Annotated in this window: 14 protein-coding genes; 5 read left to right on the plus strand and 9 right to left on the minus strand. The window is 67.7% G+C overall.

Annotated features, from left to right (window positions below; genetic code table 11):
• Positions 1-16: 16 nt before the first annotated feature.
• Together AC50X9_RS06825 and AC50X9_RS06830 are read right to left on the minus strand one after the other, a co-directional pair.
• Entirely contained in the window at positions 17-1,228 is a 1,212-nt protein-coding gene (locus AC50X9_RS06825; protein ID WP_494891666.1) for a fatty acid desaturase family protein, read from the minus strand.
• A 13-nt stretch (positions 1,229-1,241) separates the two neighbouring features.
• The gene (locus AC50X9_RS06830; RefSeq protein WP_494891668.1) at positions 1,242-2,315 is read right to left on the minus strand and encodes a ferredoxin reductase; all 1,074 of its coding nucleotides are present in this window, start codon (positions 2,313-2,315) and stop codon (positions 1,242-1,244) included.
• 98 nt (positions 2,316-2,413) lie between these two features.
• Between AC50X9_RS06830 and AC50X9_RS06835 the strand changes: the two genes are divergently transcribed.
• Positions 2,414-3,616: a PucR family transcriptional regulator gene (locus AC50X9_RS06835; RefSeq protein ID WP_494891670.1), complete on the plus strand. Its 1,203-nt coding sequence runs from the start codon at positions 2,414-2,416 to the stop codon at positions 3,614-3,616.
• A gap of 51 nt (positions 3,617-3,667) precedes the next feature.
• Here the strand turns inward: AC50X9_RS06835 and AC50X9_RS06840 are convergent, their stop codons facing one another.
• Positions 3,668-5,026 carry a GAF domain-containing serine/threonine-protein kinase gene (locus AC50X9_RS06840; RefSeq protein ID WP_494891672.1) on the minus strand — a complete coding sequence of 453 codons (1,359 nt, stop codon included), beginning with the start codon at positions 5,024-5,026 and terminating at the stop codon, positions 3,668-3,670.
• A gap of 202 nt (positions 5,027-5,228) precedes the next feature.
• Complete coding sequence (locus tag AC50X9_RS06845) at positions 5,229-6,842, minus strand: peptide chain release factor 3 (protein WP_494891674.1); 1,614 nt, start codon at positions 6,840-6,842, stop codon at positions 5,229-5,231.
• A gap of 447 nt (positions 6,843-7,289) precedes the next feature.
• Here AC50X9_RS06845 and disA point away from each other — a divergent pair, with 447 nt between their 5' ends.
• Positions 7,290-8,366, plus strand: a complete 1,077-nt coding sequence (gene disA, locus AC50X9_RS06850) for a DNA integrity scanning diadenylate cyclase DisA (RefSeq protein WP_494891676.1) — start codon at positions 7,290-7,292, stop codon at positions 8,364-8,366.
• 112 nt (positions 8,367-8,478) lie between these two features.
• Here the strand turns inward: disA and AC50X9_RS06855 are convergent, their stop codons facing one another.
• Positions 8,479-9,258, minus strand: coding sequence for a hypothetical protein (locus AC50X9_RS06855; protein WP_494891678.1), 780 nt, complete (start codon positions 9,256-9,258; stop codon positions 8,479-8,481).
• 303 nt (positions 9,259-9,561) lie between these two features.
• On the opposite strand from AC50X9_RS06855, the gene AC50X9_RS06860 reads away from it, so the two are divergent.
• From AC50X9_RS06860 to AC50X9_RS06870, 3 genes are read left to right on the plus strand one after another with little or no spacing between them, the layout of a single operon-like run.
• On the plus strand, positions 9,562-10,380 hold the full coding sequence (locus AC50X9_RS06860; protein ID WP_494891680.1) for an HhH-GPD family protein: 819 nt from the start codon (positions 9,562-9,564) through the stop codon (positions 10,378-10,380).
• A gap of 51 nt (positions 10,381-10,431) precedes the next feature.
• Positions 10,432-10,926: a hypothetical protein gene (locus tag AC50X9_RS06865; protein WP_494891682.1), complete on the plus strand. Its 495-nt coding sequence runs from the start codon at positions 10,432-10,434 to the stop codon at positions 10,924-10,926.
• Between the two features lie 24 nt (positions 10,927-10,950).
• A complete protein-coding gene (locus AC50X9_RS06870; RefSeq protein ID WP_494891684.1) occupies positions 10,951-11,643 on the plus strand; it encodes a hypothetical protein in 693 nt (230 codons plus the stop codon).
• A 74-nt stretch (positions 11,644-11,717) separates the two neighbouring features.
• On the opposite strand, the gene dhaM is transcribed toward AC50X9_RS06870, so the two are convergent.
• The 4 genes from dhaM to AC50X9_RS06890 form a co-directional block, all read right to left on the minus strand.
• Positions 11,718-12,392, minus strand: a complete 675-nt coding sequence (gene dhaM, locus AC50X9_RS06875; RefSeq protein ID WP_494891686.1) for a dihydroxyacetone kinase phosphoryl donor subunit DhaM — start codon at positions 12,390-12,392, stop codon at positions 11,718-11,720.
• Positions 12,389-13,015, minus strand: a complete 627-nt coding sequence (dhaL, locus tag AC50X9_RS06880; RefSeq protein WP_494891688.1) for a dihydroxyacetone kinase subunit DhaL — start codon at positions 13,013-13,015, stop codon at positions 12,389-12,391. Before dhaL ends, dhaM begins: the two co-directional genes overlap by 4 nt.
• Before the next feature lie 2 nt (positions 13,016-13,017).
• Positions 13,018-14,019, minus strand: coding sequence for a dihydroxyacetone kinase subunit DhaK (gene dhaK / locus AC50X9_RS06885; protein WP_494891690.1), 1,002 nt, complete (start codon positions 14,017-14,019; stop codon positions 13,018-13,020).
• Positions 14,020-14,596: 577 nt separating this feature from the next.
• Positions 14,597-15,106 carry an amino-acid N-acetyltransferase gene (locus AC50X9_RS06890; protein WP_494891692.1) on the minus strand — a complete coding sequence of 170 codons (510 nt, stop codon included), beginning with the start codon at positions 15,104-15,106 and terminating at the stop codon, positions 14,597-14,599.
• Between the last annotated feature and the right edge of the window lie 205 nt (positions 15,107-15,311).

The following is a 15,311-nucleotide window of genomic DNA, read 5'->3' on the forward strand; positions in this document are numbered from 1 at the left end:
GCTTTGAGCCCGGCGCTTAGGACTTCTTGGGCGGCAGCGCGAGCTTGAAGACCTTGGCCCAGGTGGAGCCGACCTGCTTCCAGATCGGGCCGGTGGTGTACGGCAGTCCGTAGCGCTTGCAGATTTCCTGCACCTTGGGAGCCACCTCGGCGTAGCGGTTGGACGGAATATCCGGGAAGAGGTGGTGCTCGATCTGGTGCGACAGGTTGCCGGTCATCAGGTGCATGAACTTGGACCCGGAGATATTGGCGGAGCCGATCATCTGCCGGACGTACCAGTCACCGCGGGTCTCGCCTTCGACCATTTCCTCGGTGAAGGTGTCCGCGCCCTCGGGGAAGTGGCCGCAGAAGATCACCGCGTGCGCCCAGACGTTGCGCACCGCGTTGGCAGTCAGGGTGCCGTAGAGGGCCTGCTTGCCGGAGCCGGTGAGCATGGCGACGGCGGGGGTTGCGGCGTAGTCCTTGGTGAACTGGGTGACTACCTTGCGGCCCAGGGCCTTGAGGTCCTTCATCAGGGCCTCCTTGGTCTTCTTGCCCTGCTTGTAGTCCTCAAGTTCGAGGTCGTAGATCGCGATGCCCCATTCGAAGACCGGTGCCAGCAAAGCGTTGTACAGCGGGTTGCCCAGGTTGAAGGGCTTCCACTCCTGGTCCGCGTCCATCCGCAGCAGGTTGTATCCGACGTCGTTGTCCTTGCCGATGACGTTGGTCCAGCGGTGGTGCAGGTCGTTGTGGGTGTGCTGCCAGGCGCGCGACGGGGTTACGAAGTCCCACTCCCAGGTGGTGGAGTGGATGTCCGGGTCCCTCATCCAGTCCCACTGGCCGTGCAGGATGTTGTGCCCGAGCTCCATGTTTTCCAGGATCTTGGCGAAGCTCAGCAGCGTGGTGCCGGCAACCCAGGCCGCCTTGTGCTTGCTGACCAGCAACGTGGCACGGCCGGAAATCTCCAGTCCGCGCTGGATCTTGATCATCCGGCGGATGTAGGCGGCGTCGGACGCGCCGCGCTTGGCGAGGATATCGTCCTTGATGGCGTCGAGTTCGCGGCCCAGCTCGGCGACCTGCTCGTCGGAGAGATGCGCGGCCGCCGGCGGCCGCACCGTCGGGCTGCCGAATTCGGCGAGCGCCCCCGGCCGCGTCTTTACGGCGGCGGGGGCCTTGGCGGAAACGGCGCCTGAGGCGGCGGCCGTAGCGCCTTCGTCGGAAACGTCTGGCTTGTCAGAAACAATCGTCATGCTCTGGTACTCCTCAGATGTCGAGGTTTACGGGTCCGGCGGCTGCCGAGACACACGTTTGGATAAGTTGGCCGGGCTCGCCATGGACTTCGTCCGTGCGCAGGTCACGAACCTGTCCGGCCCGGAGTGGGGTGAGGCAGCTGTGGCAGATGCCCATTCGGCAACCGCTGGGCATCAGCACGCCGGCGTCCTCGCCGACGTCGAGCAGCGAAGTGTCGCCGTCAGCTTCGACCTCGCGGTCCGAGGCCTCGAAGGTGACCAGGCCGCCGTCGTGCCCCTCGCCGCCGGCCAGCTTGGTGCTGAAGCGTTCGATGGTCAGGGTCGAGTCCGCGGCGGTGCCGGCGGTCGCGGTTTCCGCCGTCCACAGCGCCTCGGCGTCGTCCAGGAAGCTTTCCGGGCCGCAGGCGTAGGCGGCGCGCTGGCGCCAGTCCGGACAAAGCTGTTCCAGCGCGGCAACGGAGCTGAAGTCCAGCCGACCGCGTTCGCCGGTGAACCAGTGGGTGACCCGGAAGTTGGGAAACTGGTCCGCCAGTTCCGCCAGTTCCTCGCGGAAGATGGCGTTTTCCGGGGTCCGGGCGGTGTGAATGAGGACGACGTCGGAGTCAGGGCGGTGCGGGACGAGCGTGCGGATCATCGACATCACCGGGGTGATTCCGCTGCCGGCCGTGAGCATCAGCAGGGGCCGCGGGTGCTCAGGGAGGACGAATTCACCCTGCGGCGGCGCGAGGAAGAGCACGTCGCCGGGCTTCGTGTTGCGCACGAGGGTTCCCGAGACAGCGCCCATGTCGCTGACGGTGATGGCCGGGTCTTTGCCGGCGGGGGCGCTGAGCGAGTACGACCGCCAGTGGCGGACGCCGTCGAGTTCGACGCCGATACGGGCCCACTGGCCGGCAAGGTGTGCTTGCCAGCCGCGGCCAGGACGGAAGAAAATGGTGGCGGAATCGGCCGTTTCTGGAACCACCCGGGTAACCACGCCGCGCAACTGGCGGGCGGAAAACACAGGATTGAAAAGCGACAGAATGTCTTCTGGAGCCAGTGGGGTGGTCAGTACAGATGCGGCGCGCGCCAGCTTACGGAGCCGGATCATTCATCAATCGTATGTCAGATTGGGTCATACTTCTTCATTCAAGGCATACGATCGACTCAAAGAAACTGTCTCCCCGCAACAACTTAATGGAAGCAGACATGAACGCCTCGCCCGCCAGCCCTTCCGCCTCCCCCGCCTACGACCCTCCATGGCTGGCCCTGCCGCGGGAGGTCAGCGACATGCTCCGCCCCATGATGCCCGGCATTGTCGAGGCAATCATCGACGCCGTGCCGCAGCTTGTGCCTGCCTACGCCCGGCCGATCGAAGGCCGCTTCGGGCGGGGGCTGCGCCGCGGGGTGGCTGCCGCACTGGACCGCTTCCTGCAGCTGCCCGGAACCCGGCTGCCCGCCCTGTCGGAGGAGAGCAGGCAACTTGTCGCCGGGCTGGGAAGCGGCGAGTTCCGGCAGGGCCGGAGCATGGATGCGCTGCTGAGCGCCTACCGGATGGGTGCCCGCGTCACCTTCCGCGAGATGTCCAGGGTGTCCGTGGAGCACCATCTGGGCCAGAGCGTGGTGGTGGACCTGGGCGAATCGATCCTCGCGTACATCGACGAATTGTCCGCCGTCAGTGCCGAGGCGTATGCCTTCGAACAGTCGGAACGGGCGGGCGCGGTGGACCGGCGGCGCACCGAACTGCTCGACCTGTTGCTGCTGGGGCAGGCGGACGAGGCCGCCCTGCGCCAGACGGCGACGATGGCCGACTGGGCCCTGCCGCAGCGGATGGTGGTGGTGACCCTGCCGATCGACCGGTCCGCGGGGCTGCGGGTCCGGCTGGGGCCAGGGACGCTGGTCATCGAACGTGAGACCGACGCCGTGGCCCTGGTTCCGGCGCGGAAGTCCAAGACCGCACGGGCGGACCTGGAAAAGGCGCTGCGCGGCCGCGGAGCGGCCGTGGGGCCGGCCGGGGACTGGGGAAAGGTCCCGGATTCGCTTCGACTGGCCGTGCTCGCGGCCTCGGCGCTGCCGCCCCGGGAAGGTCCCGAGGACCCGCCGATCTGGGCAGATGAGCACCTGGCCGAAGTGATCCTCGGGGCGGAGCCTGTCGCGATCGCCGAACTGGCCAGCCGCCGTCTGGCGCCGCTGGAAGGGCTTCGGCCGGCCCAGCGCGAGCGGCTGGCGGAAACATTGCTGTCCTGGCTGCGGAACTGGGGCCAGCGCGCCCCGGTCGCGGCCGAGCTCGGAATCCACCCGCAGACCGTGGGCTACCGGGCGGCGCAGCTGCGCGAACTGTTCGGCGACGCCCTGGAGGACCCCCAGGCGAGGTTCGAACTGGAACTGGCGCTGCACGCCGGCCGGCGTTAAACACAGCAGGCGTTGGACAGCGCGGCCGGCCTTCCCCGCCGTCGGCTCCGGCTAACCGGCGATCGCTTCCCGACTCTGCAGCCGCAGCTCAAGGTCGTTCATCACGATCGCGGCCAGGTCCTCCAGCGTCCGGGTGTCCTCGGCGCTGAACTCCCGCGGCTCCCGGTCCAGAATGCAGAACGTGCCCAGGTTGTAGCCGTCCGGGGTGCGCAGCGGGACCCCGGCGTAGAACTGCAGGCCGAACTCGCCCGCCACGAGCGGGTTGGCAAGGGTGCGGGGATCCCTGGTGGCGTCCTCAACAACCCAGACATCGTCCTGCAGGATCGCGGAGGCGCACAGTCCCGGGTCGCGGCCAATCTGGCTGACCTCGGTGCCGTGATGTGCCTTGAACCAGATCCGGTCATGGTCCACCACGCTGACGATCGCCACGGGCACCGAGAACATCCGGGCCGCGAGGCCCGCGATCCGGTCGAAGGCTCCGTTTGAAGGGGTGTCGAGGATCCGGTAGCGTTCCACCGCGCGCATCCGGCCTTCCTCGACCACCGCGCTCGAAGCCTGGCCCCGGCGGTGCCGGGCGGCGCCGTTGATGACCTCCTGGCGCAGGGCAAGCGAGACCTCCCGGGCTGCCGGGCGTCCTGCCGGGTCGCGGGCAAGCATCGAGGTCAGCAGCGAGGTCCACATCGGGGCGAGCTCTTCGGGGATGTCCGGGTCGTGGAGCAGCCGCGCGACGGCGGACTGGACAGGCGCACCGGGGTAGGCCATCTTCCCGGTCAGGCCTTCGAGCAGCACCAGGCCCAGGGAATACACGTCACTCAGCGGCCCGGCCGGCTCGCCGGCAGCCTGCTCCGGGCTCAGGTACGCGGGGGTCCCGGAGGTTCCGCCGTCGTCCGCCACCGGGCCGTGGCCCGTCATGATGGCCACGCCGAAGTCGCTGAGTTTCGCCCGCGGGCGCCGGTCGTCATTGCTGTAGTCCACCAGCAGGATGTTGGCGGGCTTCACATCGCGGTGCACGATGCCGTGGTGGTGGATGTAGGAGAGTCCATCCGCCAGGTCGTGGCCGATCACCGCCATGTGCGCCGCGGACAGCGGGCCCTGGGCGGCCCGGCTGCGGAGGTCCGGCCCGCGGACCAGTTCCATCACGAGGTAACTCAGGGGCGCGGCCGGGTCGCTCAGGTCAGCGCCGGCGTCGAACAGGGTCACGAGGGAATGGTGGCTCATTCCGGCGAGGATGCGGATCTCCTGTCCCTGCCGGCGGGTGTGTTCAAGGTCGTCCGCGTCGGCCCGGAACAGCTTGACGGCCACCTGGCGCTGCAGGAGTTCGTCATGGGCGCGGTACACGGTGGACTGGCTGCCCCTGCCAATCAGGCATTCGATCCGGTAGCGCCCGCTCAGCAGGAATCCTGCTTCCATGCCGAGTTTTCTGTTGTAGTCAGTCAAAGAGTGTTCGTTGTCCCTCGAGTGCGGGGCCCGCCGACGGAATCGGGCGGATCAGTCCGGAAAGCCGAAAATTGCGGCACCAGCAAAGTAGCAAGGTTACTTATGATACCGCGGGAACGGGTTTCCGGAAGACCTGCGGCCCAGCTGTTTCTGTCCGGCTCAGGACCGCGGGCCGCTACTTCGCGGGATTGTGCGTGCCGATCGGCAGCAGGGTCAGGTCCGGGTGGTTCTTCTCGATCCGGCGCAGGGCCCAGACGTCGTTGAAGAGGGCAAGGTATTCGCCGTCGGAGCGCAGCAGCACCTCGGCGCCGGGCACGGTGGCCAGCGCCGGCATGGCGTCCGCCGTCGAAATCCGGGCGATGGAATAGGGCAGGCGCTCCAGCCGCATCGGTGCGCTGAAATCGTGCGCCATGCGGTCCTCCACAACTTCGAACTGCATGGGGCCGACGGCGGCCAGCACCGGGGCCTGGTCGCCGCGGATGTCCGAGCGGAGCACCTGGATGACACCCTCGTGCTCCAGCTGTTCGATGCCGCGGCGGAACTGCTTGAAACGGCTCGGGTCCTTGGAGCGGGCCACCTGGAAGTGCTCCGGCGCGAAGAGCGGGATGGCGGGAAACTCCACGGGCTGCTCGAGGAAGAGGCTGTCGCCCACCCGCAGCGAGGACGCGTTCACCAGGCCCACAACGTCACCGGGGAAGGCTTCGTCAATGACCTCGCGTTCCCGGCCGAAGACCTGCTGGGCGTACTTGGTGGCGAACGACTTGCCGGTCCGGCCCTGCGTCACCACCATGCCGCGTTCGAAGATGCCGGAGCAGACCCGGATGAACGCGACGTGGTCCCGGTGTGCCTTGTTCATGCCGGCCTGGACCTTGAACACGAAGCCCGAGAAGGGAGCATCGACGGGCCGTGCCTCGCCGTCGACGTCGGGCCGCGGGGCGGCCGGCGGGGCGAAGTCCACGAGGGCGTCGAGGATCTCCTTCACACCGAAGTTCAACGCGGCGGAGCTGAAGAGGATCGGCGTGGCCTTGCCGGCGTGGAAGGCATCGACGTCGAACTCAAGATTGGACTCGATGACCAGCCCGGCTTCATCAACGGCGTTGGACCAGTCGTCGCCCTGGCTGGTCGCGGCCTGCTCCGGGGTGAAGTACTCGGTGAGGGCGATCTTGGCGCCGGCGTTGTTGCGCTGGAACTGGGCGAAACGGTCATTGCGCAGGTCCCAGACCCCGCGGAAGTCACCGGAGATCCCCACCGCCCAGGTCAGCGGCATCGGCTGGAGCCCGGTGCGCTCGGTGATCTCGTCCATCAGGGCCAGGGCGTCAAGGCCTGGCCGGTCCCACTTGTTGATCACGGTGATAATCGGCAGGTTGCGCTGCTTGCAGACCTCGAAGAGCTTCATGGTCTGGGTTTCCAGGCCCTTGGCGGCGTCCACCAGCATCACGGCGCAGTCGACGGCGGCCAGCACACGGTAAGTGTCCTCGGAGAAGTCCGCGTGGCCGGGGGTGTCCAGCAGGTTGATCACCGTATCCCGGTAGGAAAACTGCAGCGCCGCGGAGCTGATCGAGATGCCTCGGTCCTTCTCCATCTGCATCCAGTCCGACACCGTCTCCTTGCGGTTGGCCTTGCCGCTGGAGGCGCCGGCAGTGCCGATCACCTTCGCGTGCAGCGCGAGCGCCTCGGTGAGCGTTGACTTGCCGGCGTCGGGGTGTGAAATGACCGCGAATGTCCGACGCCGGGCCGCCTGCTTGTGAATCTCCTGGACTCGGGCGGGGCTAAGGACTTCTTGGGACACGGTGCTACTTTCGCTGCGGCTTTGGATGGTTGCGGTCCCGGACCGGCGGGAATCAGGCTGGCCCGGCGGGATCGCTGGTGGTTCTGCGGGGGGTTCTGCGGAACTGCAGGGCGTGATTGCTTATACGCTGCGGCGGCAGCCGACGGTACACCCAAGGCTTCAAGTTTATCCCAGTCTGCGCTGCCCCCGCGATGCGGGACGAAAGCCAGGGCGGCGCCGGAGCTCTGCGGCGCAAAAACGCCCTTCTGCTGCAGGGTCCGCAGTGCCTTTCCTCAGGCGTTCCGCGAACGTTCAGATGGCCCACTTTGGGGCTTGTCCGTGCGGAAGTTGACCTTCTTTGCCTCTACTATGGTGAGAACGGGCAACCGAGTACTTTTGATCCTGCCGGTAACTACTGGAAACCGGCGCACTTGCAGGCTGCGGCCTGCACCTTTGAAGGGAAGATCTATGGCTCGGAGCCCTGAAGATTCACTCAAGGCGACCCTGGGCCGGGTGGCACCGGGCACCGCCCTCCGCGACGGCCTGGAGCGTATTCTCCGCGGACGGACCGGCGCCCTGATTGTGCTGGGCATCGACAGGACCATCGAGTCCATCTGCTCCGGCGGCTTCGACATCGGCATCGATTTCTCCCCCACCCGCCTGCGGGAACTTGCCAAAATGGACGGGGCGATCATCTGCGACAAGGACGCCAGCAACATCCTGCGCGCGGCCGTTCAACTGGTCCCCGACTCCAGCATCGAGACCCAGGAGTCCGGCACCCGGCACCGTACCGCGGAGCGTGTTGCCATTCAGACCGGCGTGCCGGTCATCTCCGTCAGCCAGTCCATGCAGATCATCGCCCTCTACGTGAACGGGCTGCGGCACGTCCTGGAGGGCTCGGAAAAGGTCCTGGCCCGGGCCAACCAGGCCCTCGCGACGCTGGAGCGCTACCGTTCCCGCCTTGACCAGGTGACCAGTTCGCTCTCGGCCCTGGAAATCGAGGCCATGGTGACAGTCCGCGACGTCGCCGTGACCCTGCAGCGCCAGGAAATGGTCCGCCGGATCTCCGAAGAGATTTCGCAGTATGTGCTGGAACTCGGCGAGGACGGCCGTTTACTCTCCCTCCAACTGGACGAGCTCACCGTGGGCCGCGGTCCCGGCAGCGACGTGATCATCCGCGACTACTCCGGGCCAGACACTTCCGCCGACGACATCGACAAGGCCGTCAAGGCGCTCGTCAACCTTGGCCCCACGGAGCTGATCGATCTGGGCAAAATAGCCGGGATTGTCGGCTTCTCCGGCGGCGAAGCCAACCTCGACGCCGTCGTCCAGCCGCGCGGACACCGGCTGCTTTCCGGGCTGAAAGCCGTGCCGAAGGCCGTCGCCGACCGCCTCGTGGACCACTTCGGCGGACTGCAGTTCCTGATGGCCGCCACGATCGATGACCTGATGACGGTGGATGGCATCGGCGACCAGCGCGCCCGGACGGTCCGCGAGGGTCTGAGCCGGATGGCCGAGGCAAGCCTGCTGGACCGGTTCCTCTAACCCCGCTGGTTGCTCCAACCCCGCGGCCTCAACCCCTCCATTAACCCCGTCGACTGCTCCGCAACCGCCCTTTTGAGCCGTCAAAACGGCGCGTGCTCAGCAACCGATGGGGTTAGTTGAGCTGGAACACCGCTTTGGGGCTGGTCTTGTCCGCCAGCCGGGCCGTGAAGACGTAGTATGCGCCGCCTGCTCCCGGTTTGGCGTCGATGAGCTTGCAGCCCTCGACCGAGCGGTTGCGCTCCCAAAGGAAGTTGGCCGTCTCGCTTTGCCCCGGCGCAATGGTCTTCACCAGGTCGTTGGCATCCTTTAGGCAGTCAGTGGACGAGAAAATCCGGTCCGAGCCGCTGGTGACCAGGAACTCCATCTGCGACGTGCCGATGTTGACCTGGCACGGCATTTTGTTGCCGTTCGTCACCTTGAGCGAAAGCAGCGGGTTCTCACCGTCCGCGTAGGCGGGTTTGTCGGTGGCGGCCGTGACGGTCACGAGGTTCAGTTCGCAGCCGTTGCCAGTCGGCGATGCCGACGGGGAAGCCGTGGACGAGGCCGTCGTCTCCGGGGCCGGGGCCGCTTCCGTCTCCTGGCCCGACGGAGTCTCTCCGCCACCGGAGCCGGACTGCCCGGCGTTGAGCACGTTTGAGGCGGCGGCGAATCCGCCGAACGCGACGGCGATCACGAGCAGCAGGGCGGCGCCCACGAACAGGCGGCGGCGGCGGTATACGGGGCTGACCGTTTTCCGCGCAGGCTTGCGGGCGGGTTTGCGCGGGGTTTTGCTGGCGGTTTTGGGCAAGGTTTTGCGCGGGGTTGCGCCCGCCGCGCCGCGGTCCGCGGGTGCGCCGCTACCGGGAACTTTCGGCCGGGAACCCTGAGGTCCGGAATTGTCTTGCCTGCCCATCCTTCTAGGCTAGAGAACCGCGCCGGGGATGCGGCCCTCCCACGCCGCAGGCGCGGTGTGGCCCTCATCTAATACGCTGAATCCCTGGCTAAATCCACCAACTGAATCCACTACGCTGTATCCATCAAAGCTCTAGCCGATGCCCCCGCCGTCCCTGCCGCCGCGCGCCCGGGAGAATTTCCCGAGGGCCCAGCGCTGGCGGCCCTGCATGAGGCCCTCGCCGGATGGTTCGAGCTCAATGCCCGGGAGCTGCCGTGGCGGGCTGCCGAATGCACCCCGTGGGGTGTGCTGGTCAGCGAGATCATGCTGCAGCAGACACCGGTGGTGCGCGTGCTGCCGGTCTGGGAGGAATGGCTGCGGCGCTGGCCGGAGCCGGCGGCCTTGGCCGGGGAGCCCGCCGGCGAAGCCGTCCGGGCCTGGGGACGGCTGGGCTACCCGCGCCGGGCGCTGCGGCTGCATGCCGCCGCCGTCGCCATCGGTTCCGACCACGGCGGCGAGGTTCCGGGAACCTACGCTGAACTGCTGGAGCTGCCCGGGGTAGGCAGCTACACTGCGGCCGCCGTCGCAGCCTTCGCCTACGGGCGCCGCGAAACCGTGGTGGACACGAATATCCGCCGCGTGCACGCGCGCCTGTTTTCCGGCTCGGCCCTGCCGTCGCAGTCGCTGACCGCCGCGGAAATGCGGCTTGCCGCACAGGCGCTGCCGGACGGCGCCGCTTCCTCGGTCCGCTGGAACGCCGCCGTAATGGAACTGGGCGCCCTGGTCTGCACTGCGCGGTCGCCGAAGTGCGCGGAATGCCCGGTCAGCGCTTCCTGCGCCTGGCTCGCGGCCGGGGAGCCGCCGCCGACCTACACCCCAAAGGGACAGTCGTGGCACGGAACGGACCGTCAGGTGCGGGGAGCCGTGCTGGCGGTGCTGCGGGTGGCCGAGTCGCCGGTGGCCCCGGAGTTGTTCCAGCGTGCCGCGGCGGACCTGGGTTTCGGAGCGGACGGCATCGGGATCCCGCTGGCCGCCCTGCACCGGCTCAACTCGGCGCCGGAGCAGCTGGAACGCGCGCTGGCCGGGCTGTTGGGCGACGGTCTGGCGGAGCTGCATCCCGCCGGCCTCCAGCTGCCGGCCTGAACTCCACCGCCTGGCCCTAGCAGCCCGGTCCTCCCGGAACTACCCTGAAACATGCGCACGTTCACGGCGCTCTTCGGCCTGGCTTGCACCACACTCCTGGCCACCGGGTGCCAGCGAGAGACGGCGTGCCCGGACATCGGCCAGGCACCGGTTGTTGCGCTGACCGTGGTGAGGGAATACGCCGCCTCGGTGAACACGGTCCGGCTCAAAGCCTGCCAGGACGGGCGCTGCACCGAGGCAGACCTCGAGCTTTTCCCGGGGAGCACGACGGTGGATCAGGGCTGCGAACCCGGGTACGGCAAGGACCGTCCCTGTTCCGCAACGGCCTCACCGGACGGCACCCTGACGGGGATGCTGCTGCTGGAGCCACTCACGGAATCCCCCATCGAGGCCAGCGTGGGCGGCACCGGCCCCGGGGGCGTTCCCTTGCCAGTCCGGACGCTGACGTTCACGCCGCGGGTCGCCTACCCGTATGGCGTAAAGTGCGGCAGGTTCATTTCGGCCGGAGTGCTGCTCGACGCCGACGGCCTCCGGCAGGCGGGCTAGCCCGCGAGCAGAAAGGGAAACGCAGTGAACTCCAAGAACATCAGCCACTGGATCCGGGCAGGGTTGTGGATCCTGGCCGTCTCGTGGCTCGTCACCGCCTGGGCCACGCTGGAGCCGCAACCGGACCAGGAGAAGGACCCGGATGCGTGGGCCCGGTTTGTCAGCTCCGATTCGTACCACCTGAACCACCTGCTGGGCAGCACCGCCGGCACCATCCTCGCGATCTTCGGAGTCTTCGCTCTGGGCTGCTGCCTGGCGAACAGCAGGGTCGGCGGCCTGGCGCTGGCGGCAATGGTCACCGCTGCCGCCGGTACGGCCTTGCTCCTGGTCCCGGCCGTGATCTCCACCTTTGCCATGCCCGCCATCGGGAAGGCCTACCTCGCCGGAAACCAGGACGTGATGCAACTGGAATTCCCCGGGACCATGACAGCAGCGTTCCTGCTGGGCCTCCTGCTCGCCTTCTTCGGCAACCTACTGCTGGGAATCGCCGTGTGGCGGTCCCACCTGTTGCCGCGCTGGGCCGGGGCGCTCTGGGCGTCCGGCGCCGTCCTGTTCTATGTCCTGGGCGTCGTCCTCGGGCAGGCGACGACGGGAAGCAGCCTGCCGACCCAGGCCGCCGGCGCCCTGCTGATGGCGGTCGCCGGCGGGTGGATCGCCTGGAAGGGATCCCGGCAGGCCCCGGTAGCATCGGACCTTACTGCGGCCGGTACGTACTGAAAGCAGCACGTTCTGAAAGCAGCACGTTCTGAACCGCGATACGGTCCGAACCCGTTCGGCATAAAAGCCGTGCGCTAGGGTTCGCCGAAACCCGCCGCGACCAGTCCGCGAAGATAGTCGACGGCTTTGCCGGCGTCCGGGCCGCTGGCTTCCACGTGCAGCACCGTTCCCTTGGCCGCTCCGAGCATCATCAGTTCCGTCATCGAGGCCCCGTCGACACCGTTGACGGTCACCTCGGCGTCCATGCCGGACAGGCCGCCGGCAATCTTAGCCGCCGGACGGGCATGCATCCCGGCCTGGTTGACGAGTTCAAAGTCCCCTGTCGCCTCCGGGGGCCGGCGCTCGTGCGCGTGCTGCGGCGCGGCCGGCGGCCGGTACACCGCTTCCGCGGCTTCCTTCACGGCTTCGGCGTTCGCTCCGGCCTGGGCCGCCACGGCAGCGGCGACCAGCCCCTCGACGAGGGGCGCATCGGCCAGCAGCACGGCAGAGGGATCCGCCACGAACTCCACCGCGGACTCGGCCGTCATCACGGCCGAACCCAGGTCCGTCAGGACGACGATGCCGTCGCCGTTCGCGTCCGCTGCCTGTTCCAGCGCGGCCATGACCCGCTCAAGGCTGGTACCAATCCGGCCGTCGTCGGTGCCTCCGGCGGGGAGGATCAATACGTCAGGCGCCATCTGGGCGGCCAGCTCGACGGCGCCGTCGGCAATCTTTTCACTGTGGGAGACGACGACGAGCTTGACCGTCATTCGGCAGCCCCGACGGCGGCCCGCAGGATCAGGGCGGTCGACACCGCGCCCGGATCCCGGTGGCCAATACTGCGCTCCCCCAGGTAGCTGGCGCGTCCCTTGCGGGCGAGCATCGGGTCGGTGGAGACGGCCCCGGCTTCGGCCGCCTCCGCGGCGGCCGCCAACACCTTGTGCACATCGCTGTCTCCGGCCGCGGCGGCGGCCGCGTCAACGGCCGGGGTCCAGGCATCAACCATCGTCTTATCGCCGGATTCTGCCTTGCCACGGGCCACAATCCCGTCCCGTGCGGCCTGGAACGCCGAGGCGAGGGTGGCAGCGTCGACGTCGGCCGCGTCACCCAGCGCCGTGGCCGCACGGAGGAAGGCCGTGCCGTAGAGCGGCCCGGCCGCCCCGCCGACCTTGGACATCAGCGTCATGGCGGTCAGCTTCAGCGCCGCCCCCGCCGTTTCCGGCGGCGCTTCGGCGATCTTCGCCATCACCGCCTTGAAGCCGCGGTCCATGTTCTCACCGTGGTCCGAATCGCCGATCGGCCGGTCCAGTTCGATGAGTTCTTCCCGGTGCTCGGCCATGGCCTCGGCTGAGAGCGTCAGCCACCTGACAGCCCAGTTGACGTCCAGCCCCACGGTCAGACGCCCCAGCGGAAGGCCGCCGTGTGCACGGGAGCGTCCCAGAGGGCAGTCAGCTCGTCATCGAGGCGCAGGACGGTGATGGAGCAGCCCTGCATCTCAAGCGCGGTGATGTAGTTGCCGACCAGCGAGCGTGCCACCGTGATGCCCTTCTCGGCCAGCTGTTGCGCGGCACGGCGGTAGACGATGTAGAGCTCGCTCTGCGGGGTGCCGCCCATGCCGTTGACGAACAGGAGCACGTCGTCCCCGGACGCCACACCCAGGTCGCTGATGACGGGTTCGAGCAGCCGGTCGGTGATGCCATCGGCGTTCTCCATCGGAATCCGCTGCCGGCCGGGTTCGCCGTGGATGCCGATGCCGATCTCGATCTCGTTTTCCTCCAGCACGAAGCTTGGCGACCCGGCATGCGGGACGGTGCAGGCAGTCAGCGCGACGCCCATGCTGCGCACGTTCTGGTTGACGCGGTCGCCGATCGCGGCGACGGCGTCCAGGTTGTCGCCCCGTTCGGCGGCGGCACCGGCGATCTTCTCCACCAGGACGGTTCCGCCCACGCCGCGGCGGCCGGCCGTGTAGAGCGAGTCCTGCACGGCGACGTCGTCGTTGACCAGCACCGTGCGGATCTGCACCCCCTCGGCCTCGGCCAGCTCGGCGGCGGTCTCAAAGTTGAGGACGTCGCCGGTGTAGTTCTTCACGATATGCACGACGCCGGCACCGGAGTTGACGGCGAGAGTAGCGGGAAGGATCTGGTCGGGTGTGGGCGAGGTGAAGACGGCGCCCGGCACTGCGGCGTCGAGCATTCCGATGCCGACGTAGCCGCCGTGCAGCGGCTCATGCCCGCTGCCACCGCCGGAGACCAGTCCGACTTTCCCTGCCACCGGCGCGTCTTTGCGCACGATGTACTTCGGGTCCGCGAAGACGGTCACGAGGTCGGCATGGGCAAGCCCGAAACCCTCCACTGACTCGTCAACCACTGCGCGGGGATCATTGATGAGCTTCTTCATGGCTGTGCTCCCTGGATGGTGTCCTGGCTTGCTTGCTCACCCTACTACCGGGGCCCCTGCCAGCGGTAGGCTCCGAATTCCCGACTTCAGCAGCGGAAACGCGGTTCCGCGCGATGACACCCCGGAGCGGAATACGCTGCCAGTCCAAGTCAGCTACCCTTGTCCGCCGACAACGGGAAATTCGGCCAGGCATCGCTGCCCAGCCAGGAGAACGGCGGCGCGGCATGCCGCCCCCGGTTGGTCCCGGACGCCGGGCCGGGCGCCGGGCCCGCAACGAGGCCCGGCGGTGGGCCCGGCGGGTCCTGAGCGGGCTCCTCGCCTGCGTTCGGTTCCGAGGCGCGGTGCGCTGCAGCCGCGCCGTTCATGGTCATTTGGAATGCGGAGAAATCTGGAAAAACGGCGCGCTCGTGCAATTTCTTGCCTCCGGAAGTCGGGGGGTCCACCCCCTGGACCGCCGTCAGTTTATCCATCAGATTTACATATGGGAAGACGCGGTCGAATCAGGTCCTGCGCGGCGCCGTCGTAGCCGTCGAAAATGCCCTGTCGAACAGTCATTGTCGAGCCTGACGCCGTCGAACTACAGGGTTTTGATCATCCGGGTGTTGCCGAGCGTGTTGGGCTTTACCCGGGCAAGGTCCAGGAATTCGGCAACTCCCTCGTCATGGGAGCGGAGCAGCTCCGAATACACCGCGGGGTCGACGGCGGTCTGGTCGGCCATGACTTCGAAGCCGTGCCTTTTGAAGAAGTCCACCTCGAAGGTCAGGCAGAACACGCGGGAGACGCCCAGCGCTTTGGCCTCCTCCAGCAGGCGCTCGACCAGCAGGTGTCCCACGCCCCTGCCGCGCCAGGCGTCCGATGTTGCGAGCGTGCGTACTTCAGCGAGGTCCTCCCACATAACGTGCAGCGCACCGCAGCCGATCACTTCGCCGTCCGCGGACTCGGCGATCCGGAATTCCTGCAGGCTTTCGTAATACGCCACAGTTTCCTTGGCCATCAGGATCCGCTGATCAGCCAGGGGCGCCACGAGCGTCTTGATCGCCGCGACGTCGCTGGTGCGGGCAGGGCGGATGCGGATTGTCTCAGTCACCACCCAATCCTACGGGGGCCCCTTGCCGTGTCCTGAGTAGGGTCCCGACGCCCGGGCGAGCACGCGGTAAACGCCCCAGGCTCCTTCGCTGGCCGGCCGACGCCTAGATGAGTAATTCCTATTGGTTGGGACGGTGGGGACGCTTTTAAAGTGAGGCGGAGAGTGTTAAACCCGGTATGTGAACCCCGAACTCAACACTCTCCTG

The organism is Pseudarthrobacter sp. HLT1-3 (assembly GCF_059383535.1).